Here is a 14,541-nt window from a genome sequence, read left to right on the forward strand (position 1 = left end):
TCATTCTCGCTTACTATGTCTGAATGGAATTGGTGGTAGGCATGGGCGGAACGGATCGCGGCTGGCGATCCTCCCCCACGGCCACGAAGGTGAAGGTCGCGCGGGTGACGCGGTAGGATCGGTCGTCATGGCGGGTCCGACGCCACGCCTCTACCTCTATTTTCATAGAGGTACGGCCGACCGACTGGAGCGTGGCGAACACCGACACTTCGTCACCGACCACCACGGGGCGCAGGAAGGTCATCCCCTCCACCGCGATGGTGACAGCGCGCCCATGGCTGTGGCGGGCGGCGACAGATCCCGCTGCCGAATCCATCAGGCTCATCAACCAGCCGCCGAATATGTCCCCATAGGGATTGGTGTCGGCGGGCATGGCGATGACCCGCACCGCCGGGCTGGTTTCCGGCGGCTGTTCGTCGGTATAGGCCATCAGGCCAGCATGCCGATCGGGTTTTCGATCAGTTCCTTGAACGCCTTCATCAAGCGAGCGCCGTCCGCGCCGTCGATCGCGCGATGATCGAAACTGCCCGTCGCGGACATGACAGTCGCGATCTGGAGGCTATCATCGACGATATAGGGACGCTTTTCGCCAGCGCCGATCGCCATGATCATCGCCTGGGGTGGGTTGATGACGGCTTCGAACTGCTTGATACCGAACATGCCCATGTTGGACAGTGACGCAGTGCCGCCCTGATATTCCTCAGGCTTCAGCTTGCCGTCCTTGGCGCGGGCGGCCAGATCCTTCATAGCGGTCGAGATGGCGGCGACGCCCTTGTTGCCTGCATCGGTTACGATCGGCGTGATCAGGCCGCCGGGGATCGACACGGCGACGGAAATGTCGGCGCGCTGGAATTGCAGCATCTGGTCACCGGCAAACTGCACGTTACATTCGGGCACCTGCACCAGTGCGACGCCCAGCGCCTTGATGAGCAGATCGTTGACCGAAAGTTTGACGTTGCGGCTGGCAAGACCAGCGTTGAGTTCGCCACGCAGCTTGAGCAGTTTGTCGAGCTGAATGTCCACCGTCAGGTAGATGTGCGGCACCTGCTGCTTGGATTCGGTCAGGCGGCGCGCGATCGTCTTGCGCATGCCGGACAATTTGACGACTTCATGCGGGATGCCAAAATCCTGTGCGGCGGCCGGAGGTGCTGCAGGTGTCGGTGCTGCGGCGGTCGGGGTAGCGGCGGCAGGAGCGACCGATCCCTGCTTTGCGCCATCCAGATCCGCCTTGACGATGCGGCCGTTGGGACCGGTGCCCGATACGCTGCCAAGGTCGATGCCCTTGGCACTGGCGAGGCGGCGAGCAAGCGGGCTGGCCTTTACGCGGTCGCTGGATGCTGCTTTTGCGGGAACTGCGTCGGGCTTCGGCGCGGCGGCTGGGGCAGTGTCAGCCTTGGCAGGCACGGCGTCAGCTTTGGGATCAGCCTTGGGCGCAGCTTCTGCCTTCGGAGCGGCATCACCACCGCCAGCGGCAGCTGCGGCGACATCTTCGCCTTCTTCGGCAATAATTGCGATGACGGTGCCGACCTTTACGCCTTCGGACCCTTCAGCCACCAGTATCCTGGCGACTATGCCTTCATCGACAGCTTCGAATTCCATCGTCGCCTTGTCAGTCTCGATTTCCGCCAGCAGATCGCCGGACGATACCGTGTCCCCTTCCTTGACCAGCCATTTGGCCAGCGTCCCTTCCTCCATGGTGGGGGACAAAGCGGGCATCTGGATCGTCTTGCTCATGCTTGCGTAGCCTCTTCTTGCCTTTTGGCTTGCGCCATTGGCTGCGGTTTTCACCCATTTGCCGTAACGGTCAAGGCGCGGCTTGCAGAAGGGCGGTTTATCGCCCACATTTCACCGGACTGGTTCGTTGGGCCTTGATGGATGGTCCATCGACGTCATCGGGGCAGCAGGGGTGGTCGAGAGTGCGCACATATCTGGTCGTCGTGGACGAATCGCCGGAAGCGGAAACCGCGCTGCGCTTCGCGGCTCGCCGCGCCGCCAAGACGGGCGGCGCTATCCGCATTCTCGCGCTGATCCCGCCAGCAGAGTTCGTTCAATGGGGCGGTGTGCAAGCGACGATGGAGGATGAGGCTTTGCAGCGGGCCGAGGCGCTGGTGACCAGCGCGGCGGGCACGCTGACGAATGAGTCGGGGATACGCCCCGGCATCACCGTACGGCAGGGGGACGCCGTGGCAGTGGTGCGCGCCATGCTGGAGGAAATGGACGATGTTGCTGCACTCGTGCTGGGCGCGGCGGCCAGTGGGCCGCCGGGTGCGCTGGTGTCGCATTTCGCGGGCGCGGATGCAGGGAAGATGCCCTGCCCCATCATGATTATTCCCGGCGGGCTGGATGCCGATGCCATTGATCGGCTGAGTTAGAGGCGGCGCTGGCATGATGCTGGCGTTCCCCGGCGAGGTAAGCCGGGGAACAGTATCTAGCGCTTATGTTTGCCGCGCTTGCCACCGATGTGGCGAACATTGGTGGGACGACCGCGATGAGCGCCCGGACGCGTGCGATCACGCTTCATCGGGCCGCCGCGTGAAGGGGGCTGGTCGGGCAATTCGAAGCGCAGCGACCCGTTAATTGGGTCAGCCTCTGCCAGCCGTAGTTCGAGTTTCTGCCCGACAGTGTAGCGATCGCCGCTTTCGACGCCTTCCAGCGCCCTTCCCGCTTCGTCAAAATAGAAGCGTTCGGCGCCCATGGTCGATACTGGCACCAGCCCATCGCCACCCAATCCATCGACCGTCGCAAAGAAACCAAAATTCTGCACGCCGGTGATCCGTGCCTTGACGATTTCGCCGACATGCGCGGCCAGGAATGCGGCGACATAGCGATCGACCGTCTCTCGCTCCGCCTCCATCGCACGGCGTTCATGCTGGCTGATCAATTCGCCGACGCGGGCCATATTTTCATAATCCTCGACACTGAGCGAGGATGAGGCCGGGATAGCGCCGCCTTTCGGCGCGGGCAGTTCCAGCTTATGTGCGCCCACCAGCGCGCGATGCACAAGCAGGTCGGCGTAGCGGCGGATCGGCGAGGTGAAATGGCCGTAGCTGCCCAATGACAGGCCGAAATGCCCCATGTTCTGCGGCGCATAATAGGCCTGGGTCTGGCTGCGCAAGATCTGGACCATGATCTGCTCCTTCTCCTCCGCCCCCTCGATCCGTTTGATCAAATGGTTGAAGGTCGCCGGGCGGATCACCTGCCCCAGCGCAAAATCGATTTCGAACGTGGCCAGATATTCCTTGAGCGCGACCAGCTTTTCACGGCTTGGCGGCTCATGCACGCGGTACATGACGGGCGCTTTCTTCTGCTCCAGCGCCTTGGCCGCTGCGACATTGGCAGCGATCATATAATCTTCGATCAACATATGCGCGTCGAGCCGTTCGCGCACGGCAACGCTGACAATCTTGCCCCATTCATCCAGGACCACGCGTCGTTCGGGCAGGTCGAGCGCCAGCGGTTCACGCGCATTACGCGCCTTTTGCAGCAGCGCCCAACAATCCCAGAGCGGCCGCAGCGCGACGTCGAGCAACGGTTCGTCCCGCGTGCCGTCGATCGCCGCTTGCGCATCTTCATAGGCCAGCACCGCCGCCACGCGGATAATGGCACGGGTAAAGCGCCATGACGTCACTTTCCCCTGCGCATTGATGACCAGATGGCAGGCCATAGCCGCCCGATCCTGCCCCGCACGCAGTGAGCACATGTCGGACGAGAGTTGATGCGGCAGCATCGGCACGACCAGATCGGGGAAATAGACGCTGTTGCCGCGCTTGCGCGCTTCGCGGTCCAGAGCGCTGCCGGGGCGGACATAATAGCTGACGTCCGCGATGGCGACGATCGCCTTATATCCGCCGACGTTGCCTTCATCGTCATCGGGCGTGGCCCATACCGCATCGTCGTGGTCGCGCGCATCGGACGGGTCGATCGCGACGATGGGCAGGTGGCGCAGATCTTCTCGCTTATCCTCATGCAGGGGCAGGTTGGAGGCGAGGACCGCTTCTTCTTCCACTGCTTCGGGAAAGACGTTGGGGATGCCATGTTTGTGAATGGCGATCAGGCTGAAACTGCGTGGGGCGAAGGGGTCGCCCAATATGTCTGTGACGCGCGCGGAGATTCGCGGGGGGCGCCCGGTCGGTTCGGCCAGCACCAGATCGCCCTTCTTGGCGCTGCCAAGATCGCTGATCGGCGTGTCCTTACGGATGCGCTTGTCCACCGGGCGCAGCCACAGCTTGCCGTCGGCCATTTCCTCGACCACGCCCAGCAGCATCTCTTCGGACTTGGCCAGCTTCTTCATGGGATGCGCGATCCAGCCGCGCCCGGCTTCCTCCGTGCGCGCCAGAATACGATCGCCGACCGTCAGCGCGCCGCGCTTGCCACGCTCCACGATGCGCAGGCGTGGTGCGGGCTGCCCCTCCGCCTCCCACCGTTCGGGCGTAGCGATCAGCGTGGTGTCGTCGACATCGATGATGCGCAGCACCGTCACTTTTGGCACGCCGCCCAATTTGTGAAAGGCGCGCGCAGGGCCAAGGTCGATCAGCCCTTCGTCCGCCATGTCCTTGAGCAGCGCCTTGAGCGCGATCTTTTCCTGCCCCTTCAGCCCAAACGCCTTGGCGATTTCCCGCTTGCCCGCTGGCTGATCGGACGTGGTGATGAAGTCCATGATTTCGTTGCGTGTGGGGAAACCGGCGGGGCGCACTCTGGTCCGGCCGGGCGCGCGGGATGCTGGGGATGTTGTCTTGTCGTTGAATACCATGCACCAGCTATAGGCACGCCCCGCCGCCGATACCAGTGGCATGGCGGAGGACCCGGATCGGATCGTTAAAGAGGCTATGCAAGCGCTTATCCTCTCCCTTCTCGCTGCCGCTGCCATCGCCAGCCCGATCGCACCGCTGCCCGTCCCGGTGCAGCAGGAGGGTGCGGAGCATTATGTGTGGGGCGGCGTGAACGACGGTTGGCATCTGGTGAAACGGGACGACCTGTCCGTCATCCGTGAACGCATCCAGCCGGACGCTTCCGAAGTGCGGCATTATCATGTTCATGCGCGACAGTTTTTCTACGTGTTGGCGGGCGAACTGACGATGGAGGCTGGTGGGCAGACGCACAGGCTCAATATCGGTCAAGGCATCGAAATCCCGCCCGGCGTGCCGCATCAGGCGCAGAACCGGAGCGGCGCGCCGACGGAGATATTGGTGACGTCAGTGCCCAAGAGCCATGGCGATCGGGTGGAGGTGAATTAAGGACGGGGTCTTCCCTATCCGGTCATATCATCCGGCTCATCGTACCGTCGCGACGGATGACGCTGTGAAAAATAGCCATCAGGATATGGCCTGCAATGAGACAGGATAGCGTCCATGCAAGCGGAGTGTGAAGACGATCGGCAGGCGTCCTGAGCCAGGGGATGATGTGATCGGTTTTGGGAACGAGATGGAGTCCCCAGAGGGCATAACCCTGTCCGCTTCCATAGGCCCGAAGAAGCGCGAGAACCGGGACTATGAACATCAGAATGTAGAATAGCGTATAGACGGTTTTGGCGAACCGGCCGAGCAGCGAAATGTCGGCCACGGGGCTTTGATGGCGGTTTGACAGCGCCCATAGAAAACGAGGAATGACGAGGGTCAGAACAAGTATCCCCACGACTTTATGAGACGGCCCCAAAACAGAAGCGACCTGCATGATTTTATTGTCGCCAAACATGCGCCAGCCGATGGTCATGCAAAATTGCCAAAGGAGCAAATAGGCTGTCATCCAGTGAAAGAAACGGCTGACCAAGCCGTAACGTAGAGGCTTATCACGTAGGCCGTTCGTTGCGCCTTCCAGCATCATAGCCTCCCATTTCAGGAAGAATGATAGATGCGCGGCCGAACCGAAAATGCCGAAATCAGCATGTTTTGATGAGTCATGTTCCGAAAATGGATCGACCGCCGGCGCGCTACAAGCCGGCAGCTAAGCCATCCCCGCCAACTTCCACGCCCTGCCCCGCCACGCGTCCGCCAGCACCGGCATCCCCGCCAGCGCCCGCACGCCATCGGGATCGCCCTTATGCCCGCCGCCGATCAATAGGCGAAACACGCGTTCCATGCTCCAGTCCGGCAGGGGGCGATCCAGCAATGTCATGCGCATACCCTCTTCCGCTTCGCCTTCACGGATGACGCGGAAATAGATGCCTGCGCGGCCAGTCTTGACGATGGTAGCCATGACGTCGCGCGCGCCGAAGCGGTGATCGAGTTTCCAGCAGGGCTGACGGCCGTGGCTGACCTCTACCACCGCACTACCCAGAGTGAAGCGATCGCCCAGGCATAGCTGCACTTCGGTCATGCCGCGCGAGGCTATATTTTCGCCGAATGCGCCGGGGGCGTTGAAGAGCGGATGGCCCGGCTTGCGATCGCGCCACCAGTCATAATGATCCTGCGGATAGAGGTGGATCGCCTTGTCCCACCCGCCATGATGGATCGGGTCAGCCACCGCATCGCCAGCAAAACCGGACCAGGTGATGGCGACCGGCCCTGTCACTGGCGTCTTGGCGATGGCGCTGTGATCGTTTCCGCGAAAAGGGCGTGGCGTGCCGATCAATAAAGCGTCGATGGTCATGAATGGATCGCTCATGCCCGGCGATATGCCATAGCGTTCTGCTCAAGGCGATAGACGCAGAAGACAGAGTAGTTATGCTTCGCTGAGTTCCGAACCCAGCTTCAGCACCTCGCTGCCAGAATCGACATGGATCAGATAGGCCGGATCGTCCGCCGATCCGTTGCGACGGACCAGCGATCCTTCGATCGTGCGTTCGACATGGCGTTCAAAATGTTCGACGATGCGTCCCCGGCCGACGCCCTGTCCCCAATTCCATTTGACCCGTGTTCCTTTTCGGAATGTCTGGGCCATGGGGCATCCTCTCCATTTTCGGGCGCAACCGCGCCGACCGGTCTCTCGTCTTAACAAATCGCATAATTCCCAACGGCTTGACCGGTTCCCTTGGGTTTTGCCTTTCTATGGGCTAAGGGGCGCAGATGGATGCTACCGGCCTTCGCGTTGCGCTGTTCAGCGGCAATTACAACTATGTCCGCGATGGCGCGAATCAGGCGCTTAACCGGTTCGTGGGCTATCTGATCCGGCAGGGTGCGCAGGTGCGCGTCTATTCGCCCACGACAGATACGCCCGCGTTCGAACCCACAGGCGATCTGGTCAGCACACCATCCTTTCCCGTGCCGGGGCGCAAGGAATATCGTGTCCCCTACCGCATGTCGCTGCGGGTCCGCCGCGACCTTGCTGCCTTCCGCCCCAATCTGGTCCATCTGTCCAGCCCCGACCCGCTGGGCCATCGGGCGCTCAGCTGGGCGCGGGCGCATCGCTTGCCGACCGTCGCATCGGTGCATACGCGCTTCGAAACCTATCCGCGCTATTATGGCCTCGCCTTTCTGGAGCCATTGATCGAATCCATGCTGCGGCGCTTCTATCGGCGTTGCGACGCGATCGTCGCGCCTTCGGAATCCATGGCGCAACTGCTGCGCGAACAGCGGATGAGTTATGACGTCGGCATATGGACGCGGGGAATAGACCGCGACATATTCAACCCCGGTCGGCGCGATCTGGCATGGCGGCGCGCGGCGGGGATTGCCGATGATGTGCCAACGATCGGCTTTATCGGGCGGCTGGTGATGGAAAAAGGACTGGACGTCTTTTCCGACACGATCGACCAGCTGACTACGCGGCAGGTGCCGCACAAGGTTCTGGTCGTAGGCGAAGGTCCGGCCCGCGACTGGTTCCAGCATCGACTGCCCGGCGCAATCTTCACCGGTTTCCAGCAAGGCCATGATCTGGGCCGCGCAGTCGCCAGCATGGACATGTTGTTCAACCCGTCAGTCACCGAGACGTTCGGCAACGTCACGCTGGAGGCGATGGCGTGCGGCCTCCCCACCGTGGCGGCACGCGCGACCGGCAGCGAAAGCCTGTTGACCGATCGGCTGACCGGACGCCTGATTCGCCCCGGCGCGATCGGCGCGTTCACCGATGCGTTGCAGGATTATTGCGACGATCCGGCTTTGCGTGCGCAGGCGGGCGCGGCGGCGCAGGCGCGGGCGGAACATAATGGATGGGATCAGGTGAACCAGGCGCTGGTCGATACCTATCTGCGGGTCATTCGCCATCGCGAACAGGGCATCGTCGCCCGATCCAGCCCCGTTCCCTAAACGCCCCATCCATCCTATATCGGGAATAATGGCTGACCTCTTTGCTCCCGACACCGCGCTGACCGACATCACGCCTGCCGACGCTCCGCTGGCCGACCTGTTGCGCCCGCGCGCGCTGGCCGACGTGGTGGGACAGGAACATCTGACCGGCACGGATGGCGCGATCGGGCGGATGGTTGCAGCGGGGCGGCTGTCATCCATCGTCCTGTGGGGGCCACCGGGCACGGGCAAGACCACCATAGCGCGCCTGCTGGCCGACGCGGTGGACATGCGGTTCGAGCCGATATCTGCCGTGTTTTCCGGCGTCGCTGACCTCAAGAAAGTCTTCGCCGCTGCCAAGGAACATGGCCGTCGCGGTGACAAGACATTGTTGTTCGTGGACGAAATCCATCGGTTCAATCGCGCACAGCAGGATAGCTTTCTGCCCTTTGTCGAGAACGGCACTGTGACTTTGGTGGGGGCGACCACTGAAAATCCCAGTTTCGAACTGAACGCCGCATTGCTTTCCCGCGCGCAGGTGTTGATCCTGCGGCGGCTGGATGCGAACGCATTGGACCAACTGATCGACCGGGCGCAGGCGCTGACCGGTCGCCCCCTGCCCCTGACGCCCGCTGCGCGAGAGGCGCTGGTCGCGAGCGCGGATGGCGATGGCCGCTTTCTGCTCAATCAGGTCGAGACGCTCTATGCGATCGACATCCCTGCTCCGCTCGATCCTGCCGCCCTGTCTGCCCTGCTCCACCGCCGCGTCGCGGTATATGACAAGGATCGGGAGGGGCATTACAATCTGATTTCCGCCCTGCACAAATCGCTGCGGGGGTCCGATCCGCAAGCGGCGCTCTATTATCTTGCGCGGATGCTGACGGCCGGGGAACAGCCGCTTTATGTGTTGCGCCGACTGGTGCGGTTTGCGGCGGAGGATATTGGCCTCGCCGACCCCCAGGCGCTGGTCCAGTGCCTCGCCGCCAAGGACGCCTATGATTTTCTGGGTAGCCCAGAGGGCGAAGTCGCGATCGTGCAGGCGTGCCTTTATTGCGCCACCGCGCCCAAATCCAATGCCGCCTATGTGGCGATGAAGGCATCGTTCAAATCGGCGCGCGACACCGGGTCGCTGATGCCGCCGCAAAACATTCTCAATGCGCCCACGAAGCTGATGAAGGATGTCGGATACGGCAAGGGCTATCAATATGATCATGATGTAGCGGATGGCTTTTCGGGGGCAAATTATTGGCCCGAAGAGATGGCGCCGCAGTCTTTCTATGCACCGACGGATCGCGGTTATGAAGCGCGGATTGCCGAACGGATCGCGCATTGGGACCGACTGCGCGCGGATCGTCGGGAGGAATGAAGCCCCGGTTCGCGCGCTTCGCCGCGATTGACTGGTCGGGAGCTAAGGGCGCGCGGCATAAAGGGATCGCCATTACTCTATGTGAAGCCGGACAGGCGACGCCCCGCCTGCTTACGCCGCCCGATGGCGTCTGGTCGCGGACTGCTGTGGCCGACTGGCTGATCCAAACCGCCGGGGATGTGCCGACGCTCTACGGGTTCGATTTCAGTTTCGCACCTCCCTTCGTGGCGCGTGGTTCCTACCTGCCGGGCGAAGCCGTGCCCGACACTGCGCCTGCGTTCTGGGCCTATGTCGATTGGCTGTGCGATGATGTGGATCTGGGCGCGGGGAGCCTTTTGGAAATAGCCCATCGACCGCATTTCTATTTCGGCAAGGCGGACGGCGTGAAGGCAAGATTCATGCACAACCGGCGGTGCGAAGCGCTCTATAATGCAGGCGGCGGCGGCAAGGCATCCACTGTCTATGACGCGATCGGCGCAGCGCAGGTGGCCAAGGCCAGCTTTGCCGGGATGCGCCTGCTTCATCGGGTGCGGGATCGCGTGCCGGTGTGGCCCTTCGATCCCGTGCCGTCGGACGGATCGCTGGTCGTGGAAATTTACACGACCATTGCCGCCCGCGCCGCCGGGCGAGCCAAGGGACGCAGCAAGATGCGCGATCTTTGCGCCCTCAACACCGCACTATCTGCCCTGGGCACAGACCCGCACCATGGCGACCCACCCGACGATCATGGCGCCGATGCCATCGTCGCCGCTGCATGGATGCGCGCCGTCGCTGATAATGAACGACTTTGGACACCGGCAGCCCTCACACCGCATATTGCCGCAACAGAGGGCTGGACGTTCGGCGTCATCTGATAGTAAGGGCGTGGACCTAGCCCTTAGGGCGGGCCGGCTTAGCTCAGTTGGTAGAGCACCTGATTTGTAATCAGGGGGCCACGGGTTCGAATCCTGTAGCCGGCACCATTATGTTTTCACCCTTACGCGCCGGGTGGTCGCTTCCGCGATCGTGGCTTTCTGAGTATAAGCTCAAGCGGTCGTTCGGATTTGCCAACCCTGACATGTTCGAGCGCAGGCCAAGAAGCCAGTTCCGCCATAAAACAAAATGGGGGCCGACATTGCTGCCGGTCCCCACTTCCGTCGGGTCATGCGATCCGCTTCTCTGGTGGAGAGGCGATCATCGGCCCGGCGATGTGCCATGCACCAGCCTGAAAGGCTGCTCCATCGGCATGACCGGGTTTTAGCCAAGGGCTGCCATCCCGGCTTTGGTCCCCAGCGTCCGATGCCCGACGTTCACTTTCGCGCGTACCCGGCAACGGCCTCTGCAGACCCACCCGTCGGCCACTGATGCCCGTTCAGGCATCGCGTTCGGCGGATCAACGAAGCCTCAATCAAACCATTGGTTTCCCTTGGGTTTTTGAACCGGATCACTCCGCTCCATGATGCTTCGATAGACAGAAGGTGTCACCGATTCCGAGTCGCACAAAGCGGAATCGACAGGTTAGAAAGGGCGACGCCACTGAAAGCTGTGGATAAGTGTGGATAACTATTCTTCGCCTATTGGGCCTGACCCGGAGGAACTGGCTGTACCGCTCCGCAAGCGAATTATTATTACGAAAAATCAATATTTTACATCGTTGTGGAAGGTTCATGCAACTTGCATCAAGATATAGGGGTTCAAGCGTTGAACACGCAATTGGAGGAGATATTCATGCGTAACGCCCTACTCGCCCTGGCCGCCATCTCGCTGGCCGTTCCGGTATCGATGGCTATTCCCACTGATGGTGCGCAGGCTCGCAAGAATCATCGTTATAAGGAATGGCGCGGTCGTGATGGCCGGACTTACTGCCGCAAGTCCAACGGGACTACCGGTCTGATTGTCGGCGGCGTGGGCGGCGCACTGGCTGGCCGTGCGATCGATACGCGTGGCGATCGCGCGACCGGCACCATTCTGGGTGCTGCTGGCGGCGCGCTGCTCGGCAAGGCGATCGATAGCAAGCGCACCTGCCGTTGATTGAAAAAGGGCGGCTTCCGATCTGGAAGCCGCCCTTTTTTTCAGCCGTAAGGCCTTGAGCCTCAGTTAGAGGCAGCCCCGCGCGCTTCGTCTTCCTTGAACGCTACGGACCGACCACCCGATACGCCCGAAACCTTGCCGTCCTTGACGGACAGGTTGAACGCGACGGCGTCGGGGAAGCGACGGCCCGAGATGACCTTGCCACCCTTGGCTTCCTTCACTTCATACACATAGGTATAACCTTCGTGCGTGAAACGCTGCTTGCCAGTCTCTTCAGCCTGGGCAGGCACGGCAATAGCGATGATGGCGCTCAGAGCGCCGGTGGCAACAAATTTCGACAGCATTCGCATGGGTAAACTCCTTGTGAATGCCGATCAAACACCTCTGAATATTCTTGTTCTGTTGAGACGCTTTTATGCTGCGATGCGGTAGAGCGGCAAACGCAAAGAGCGCAGAAACAATTGCGTGTAACGCAACCGTATCGACCCGCGCCGCTTAAGCCTTCGACATAGCGATGATATGATCAAAGTGTGCCTTGGTCAGCGGTGCGACAGACAGGCGCGATTGGCGCAGCATGACCATATCGGCGAGTTTGGGATCGGCTTTCATCGCCTTCAACGTCACTGGTTTTGCCAGCTTTTCATGCGGTGCGACGTGAACGGCAATCCATTTGCCGGTATCGTCCGTGCTGTCGGGCGCGGCTTCCTCGACGATCTTCATGATGCCAACGGCTTCCAAGCCGATATTGCTATGGTAGAAAAAGGACAGGTCGCCCTTGCGCATGGCGCGCATATGGCCCTGCGCCGCATGGCTGCGCACGCCGTCCCATTCGCCCTTCCCCTTTTTGACGAGATCGTCGTAGGAAAAGACGTCGGGTTCCGATTTCATCAGCCAATAGTTCATGCTGCAACCTTGCATCAGCGATCCCGCGCGATCAAGAATGCTCTCATCGACGGGCGGTGGGATAACGGTTCCCTGCCTATACATAATGGAGAATAGAGACGTGTCGCAAATAGTGCTGGATCAGGTTCCGGTCCTGTCCCTGGCGGACATGAGCAAGGGCGATTTCGCGCAGGCGTTCGGCGAGTCCTTTCAACGCTTCGGCTTTGCCATGGTCCGCGATCACGGCATGGATCAGCGGTTGATCGATGCAGGATGGGCGCAGGCCCGTGCCTTCTTTGCCCTGCCCGAAGCAGTCAAGCGCAGCTATGACGCAAAGTTCAACGGTGGCCAGCGCGGCTATACCGCGTTTGGCACGGAAATCGCCAAGGGTGCGAGCGAGAATGACCTGAAAGAGTTCTGGCATGTGGGCCGCGACCTGTCGCCCGGCGACCCATTGAATGACACCATGCCCGCGAACGTCTGGCCCGATGACATGCCCGAATTTCGATCGGTGTTCGCCAGCCTTTACGCCGAGTTCGACCGCGTGGGCGCGGAATTGCTATCGGCGATTGCGCTTTATCTGGGGCTGGAGGAACGCTGGTTCGACGGCCCGATCGAAAACGGCAATTCCATCCTGCGATTGCTGCATTATCCACCCGTATCGCCGCAAGCACCGGGCATTCGGGCGGGCGCGCATGAGGACATCAACCTGATCACGATGCTGCTGGGCGCGGAAGAAGGCGGGCTGGAACTGAAGGACCGGAGCGGCAACTGGCTGCCGGTGGTGCCGCCGCCCGGCGCGCTGGCGATCAATGTCGGCGACATGCTCCAGCGGTTGAGCAACCATGTGCTGCCATCGACCAGCCACCGCGTGGTCAATCCGCCACCAGAACGACGCGGCCATTCGCGCTATTCCATGCCGTTTTTCCTGCATCTGCGCCCCGATTTCATGATCGACGCGCTGCCGCAGTGCGTGAGCGATAATAATCCGCGTCGTGATCCGCCAATCAGCGCGCATGATTATCTGACCGAACGGCTGATCGAGATCGGGCTGATCAAAAAAGGCTGATCACCGAACGGCGCGGGATTATCTGCGTGCGCGACCCAGCGTGATGCCGATATCCTCGCCCCGTTCGGACAGGGCGAGCTTGACGATCTTCACCTCGACATGGGTGACATTGTCGCCCTGAAGGAAAATGGTGTCGATGATGTGATCGGCGACCGCTTCGATCAGGGTGAAATGCAGTCCGTCGGGCAAAGCCGTCGATGCCGCATGTTTGAGATCCATATAATTTTTGGAGTGCGACAGCGGCGTTGCCGGATCATAATGGTCGGCGATCTTTAACCGCGCGCGAATGGAAATGCGCAGCGGCTGCGGTAGGTGGGTTTCCTCCGAGTAAATGCCGGTAAGCACATCGACGTGCAGGTTGTTGACCTCCAGCGTCAGAAAATCGTCAAATTCAGTCTGCATGATCCGCCACATGTCGCTCGTCCTGCCGTCAGACAGGGCCAGTTTAGTCTTTCATTTTGCGAGCCGGACGCTAAATCCCGCGCTCCCGGCGCGGTCCATGCGCCATTGACGGCGGATCGGCAAGACGTGTCTATGATGGTGCCACTGGAAAGCCAGCCCGCCGACGCGATCGAGCGGTTACTCGATGCTGCCTTTGGCTTGGGCCGCCACGGACGCACGGCCTATCTGATCCGCGATGCGATGCCCTGGCTTCCGGCCCTCTCCTTCGCCATGCTGGACGAAGATGGCGAGCTGATCGGCTCGTTGCAAAGCTGGCCCGTGGCGCTGACACGGGCAGACGGTACGCAGTTGCCGCTGATCATGGTTGGTCCGGTGGCGGTCGATCCCGCGCATCAGAGCGGCGGCCATGGCCGCGCGATGATGGATGCGGTAATCGCCGCTGCCAGGGCGCAGGCGACCGAACCGCTGATGATGATTGGCGATCCGGAATATTATGGCCGCTTCTGGGGCTTTTCGGCAGAAGGCACGGGCGGCTGGGCCGCGCCCGGCCCGTTCGAGCCGCGGCGGCTGCTGGCCCTGTCGGTCGATGGCCGCCCGGTGGACGGCATGGGCATGCTTGGCCCCAGAATCGCTTGGCCTGCCTGAAAGCCCTT

17 protein-coding genes and 1 tRNA gene are annotated in these 14,541 nt (G+C 61.4%); 9 read left to right on the forward strand and 9 right to left on the reverse strand.

Going from position 1 to position 14,541, the window contains the following annotated elements; genetic code table 11:
* Positions 1–13: 13 nt before the first annotated feature.
* Together WA070_RS02120 and WA070_RS02125 are read right to left on the reverse strand one after the other, a co-directional pair.
* Positions 14–430 (reverse strand): acyl-CoA thioesterase, encoded by a 417-nt coding sequence (locus WA070_RS02120; RefSeq protein ID WP_422632571.1) that lies wholly within the window; start codon positions 428–430, stop codon positions 14–16.
* On the reverse strand, positions 430–1,734 hold the full coding sequence (locus WA070_RS02125) for a pyruvate dehydrogenase complex dihydrolipoamide acetyltransferase (RefSeq protein ID WP_422632572.1): 1,305 nt from the start codon (positions 1,732–1,734) through the stop codon (positions 430–432). The genes WA070_RS02120 and WA070_RS02125 overlap by 1 nt, the downstream gene beginning before the upstream one ends.
* 182 nt (positions 1,735–1,916) lie before the next feature.
* Here WA070_RS02125 and WA070_RS02130 point away from each other — a divergent pair, with 182 nt between their 5' ends.
* Entirely contained in the window at positions 1,917–2,372 is a 456-nt protein-coding gene (locus WA070_RS02130) for a universal stress protein (protein ID WP_422632573.1), read from the forward strand.
* 56 nt (positions 2,373–2,428) lie between these two features.
* Here WA070_RS02130 and rnr read toward each other — a convergent pair whose 3' ends face one another.
* Entirely contained in the window at positions 2,429–4,750 is a 2,322-nt protein-coding gene (gene rnr / locus WA070_RS02135; RefSeq protein WP_422632600.1) for a ribonuclease R, read from the reverse strand.
* Positions 4,751–4,826: 76 nt separating this feature from the next.
* On the opposite strand from rnr, the gene WA070_RS02140 reads away from it, so the two are divergent.
* Positions 4,827–5,234: a cupin domain-containing protein gene (locus WA070_RS02140; protein WP_422632574.1), complete on the forward strand. Its 408-nt coding sequence runs from the start codon at positions 4,827–4,829 to the stop codon at positions 5,232–5,234.
* Between the two features lie 22 nt (positions 5,235–5,256).
* Here the strand turns inward: WA070_RS02140 and WA070_RS02145 are convergent, their stop codons facing one another.
* The 3 genes from WA070_RS02145 to WA070_RS02155 all read right to left on the reverse strand — a co-directional run bounded on the left by WA070_RS02145 (position 5,257) and on the right by WA070_RS02155 (position 6,876).
* On the reverse strand, positions 5,257–5,820 hold the full coding sequence (locus WA070_RS02145) for a cytochrome b (protein WP_422632575.1): 564 nt from the start codon (positions 5,818–5,820) through the stop codon (positions 5,257–5,259).
* A 120-nt stretch (positions 5,821–5,940) separates the two neighbouring features.
* On the reverse strand, positions 5,941–6,600 hold the full coding sequence (locus WA070_RS02150; RefSeq protein ID WP_422632576.1) for an MOSC domain-containing protein: 660 nt from the start codon (positions 6,598–6,600) through the stop codon (positions 5,941–5,943).
* Positions 6,601–6,657: 57 nt separating this feature from the next.
* Positions 6,658–6,876 (reverse strand): DUF2945 domain-containing protein, encoded by a 219-nt coding sequence (locus WA070_RS02155; protein WP_422632577.1) that lies wholly within the window; start codon positions 6,874–6,876, stop codon positions 6,658–6,660.
* Between the two features lie 125 nt (positions 6,877–7,001).
* Between WA070_RS02155 and WA070_RS02160 the strand changes: the two genes are divergently transcribed.
* From WA070_RS02160 to WA070_RS02180, 5 genes are all read left to right on the forward strand, one after another.
* Positions 7,002–8,180, forward strand: coding sequence for a glycosyltransferase family 4 protein (locus WA070_RS02160; protein WP_422632578.1), 1,179 nt, complete (start codon positions 7,002–7,004; stop codon positions 8,178–8,180).
* Positions 8,181–8,208: 28 nt separating this feature from the next.
* The gene (locus tag WA070_RS02165; protein WP_422632579.1) at positions 8,209–9,525 is read left to right on the forward strand and encodes a replication-associated recombination protein A; all 1,317 of its coding nucleotides are present in this window, start codon (positions 8,209–8,211) and stop codon (positions 9,523–9,525) included.
* A complete protein-coding gene (locus WA070_RS02170; RefSeq protein ID WP_422632580.1) occupies positions 9,522–10,379 on the forward strand; it encodes a hypothetical protein in 858 nt (285 codons plus the stop codon). The genes WA070_RS02165 and WA070_RS02170 overlap by 4 nt, the downstream gene beginning before the upstream one ends.
* Positions 10,380–10,411: 32 nt before the next feature.
* Positions 10,412–10,487, forward strand: a tRNA-Thr gene (locus tag WA070_RS02175).
* Between the two features lie 745 nt (positions 10,488–11,232).
* A complete protein-coding gene (locus WA070_RS02180) occupies positions 11,233–11,535 on the forward strand; it encodes a glycine zipper 2TM domain-containing protein (protein WP_422632581.1) in 303 nt (100 codons plus the stop codon).
* Between the two features lie 62 nt (positions 11,536–11,597).
* Here the strand turns inward: WA070_RS02180 and WA070_RS02185 are convergent, their stop codons facing one another.
* Positions 11,598–11,879, reverse strand: coding sequence for a hypothetical protein (locus WA070_RS02185; protein ID WP_422632601.1), 282 nt, complete (start codon positions 11,877–11,879; stop codon positions 11,598–11,600).
* Positions 11,880–12,030: 151 nt separating this feature from the next.
* Positions 12,031–12,438, reverse strand: a complete 408-nt coding sequence (locus tag WA070_RS02190; protein WP_422632582.1) for an EVE domain-containing protein — start codon at positions 12,436–12,438, stop codon at positions 12,031–12,033.
* Positions 12,439–12,538: 100 nt separating this feature from the next.
* On the opposite strand from WA070_RS02190, the gene WA070_RS02195 reads away from it, so the two are divergent.
* Positions 12,539–13,486, forward strand: a complete 948-nt coding sequence (locus WA070_RS02195) for an isopenicillin N synthase family dioxygenase (protein WP_422632583.1) — start codon at positions 12,539–12,541, stop codon at positions 13,484–13,486.
* Between the two features lie 18 nt (positions 13,487–13,504).
* Here WA070_RS02195 and WA070_RS02200 read toward each other — a convergent pair whose 3' ends face one another.
* Positions 13,505–13,888, reverse strand: coding sequence for a dihydroneopterin aldolase (locus WA070_RS02200; RefSeq protein ID WP_422632584.1), 384 nt, complete (start codon positions 13,886–13,888; stop codon positions 13,505–13,507).
* 132 nt (positions 13,889–14,020) lie between these two features.
* On the opposite strand from WA070_RS02200, the gene WA070_RS02205 reads away from it, so the two are divergent.
* Positions 14,021–14,533, forward strand: coding sequence for a GNAT family N-acetyltransferase (locus WA070_RS02205; RefSeq protein ID WP_422632585.1), 513 nt, complete (start codon positions 14,021–14,023; stop codon positions 14,531–14,533).
* The last annotated feature ends 8 nt before the right edge of the window (positions 14,534–14,541 follow it).

The sequence above is a fragment of the Sphingobium sp. genome (assembly GCF_049304695.1).
GTDB lineage: Bacteria > Pseudomonadota > Alphaproteobacteria > Sphingomonadales > Sphingomonadaceae > Sphingobium.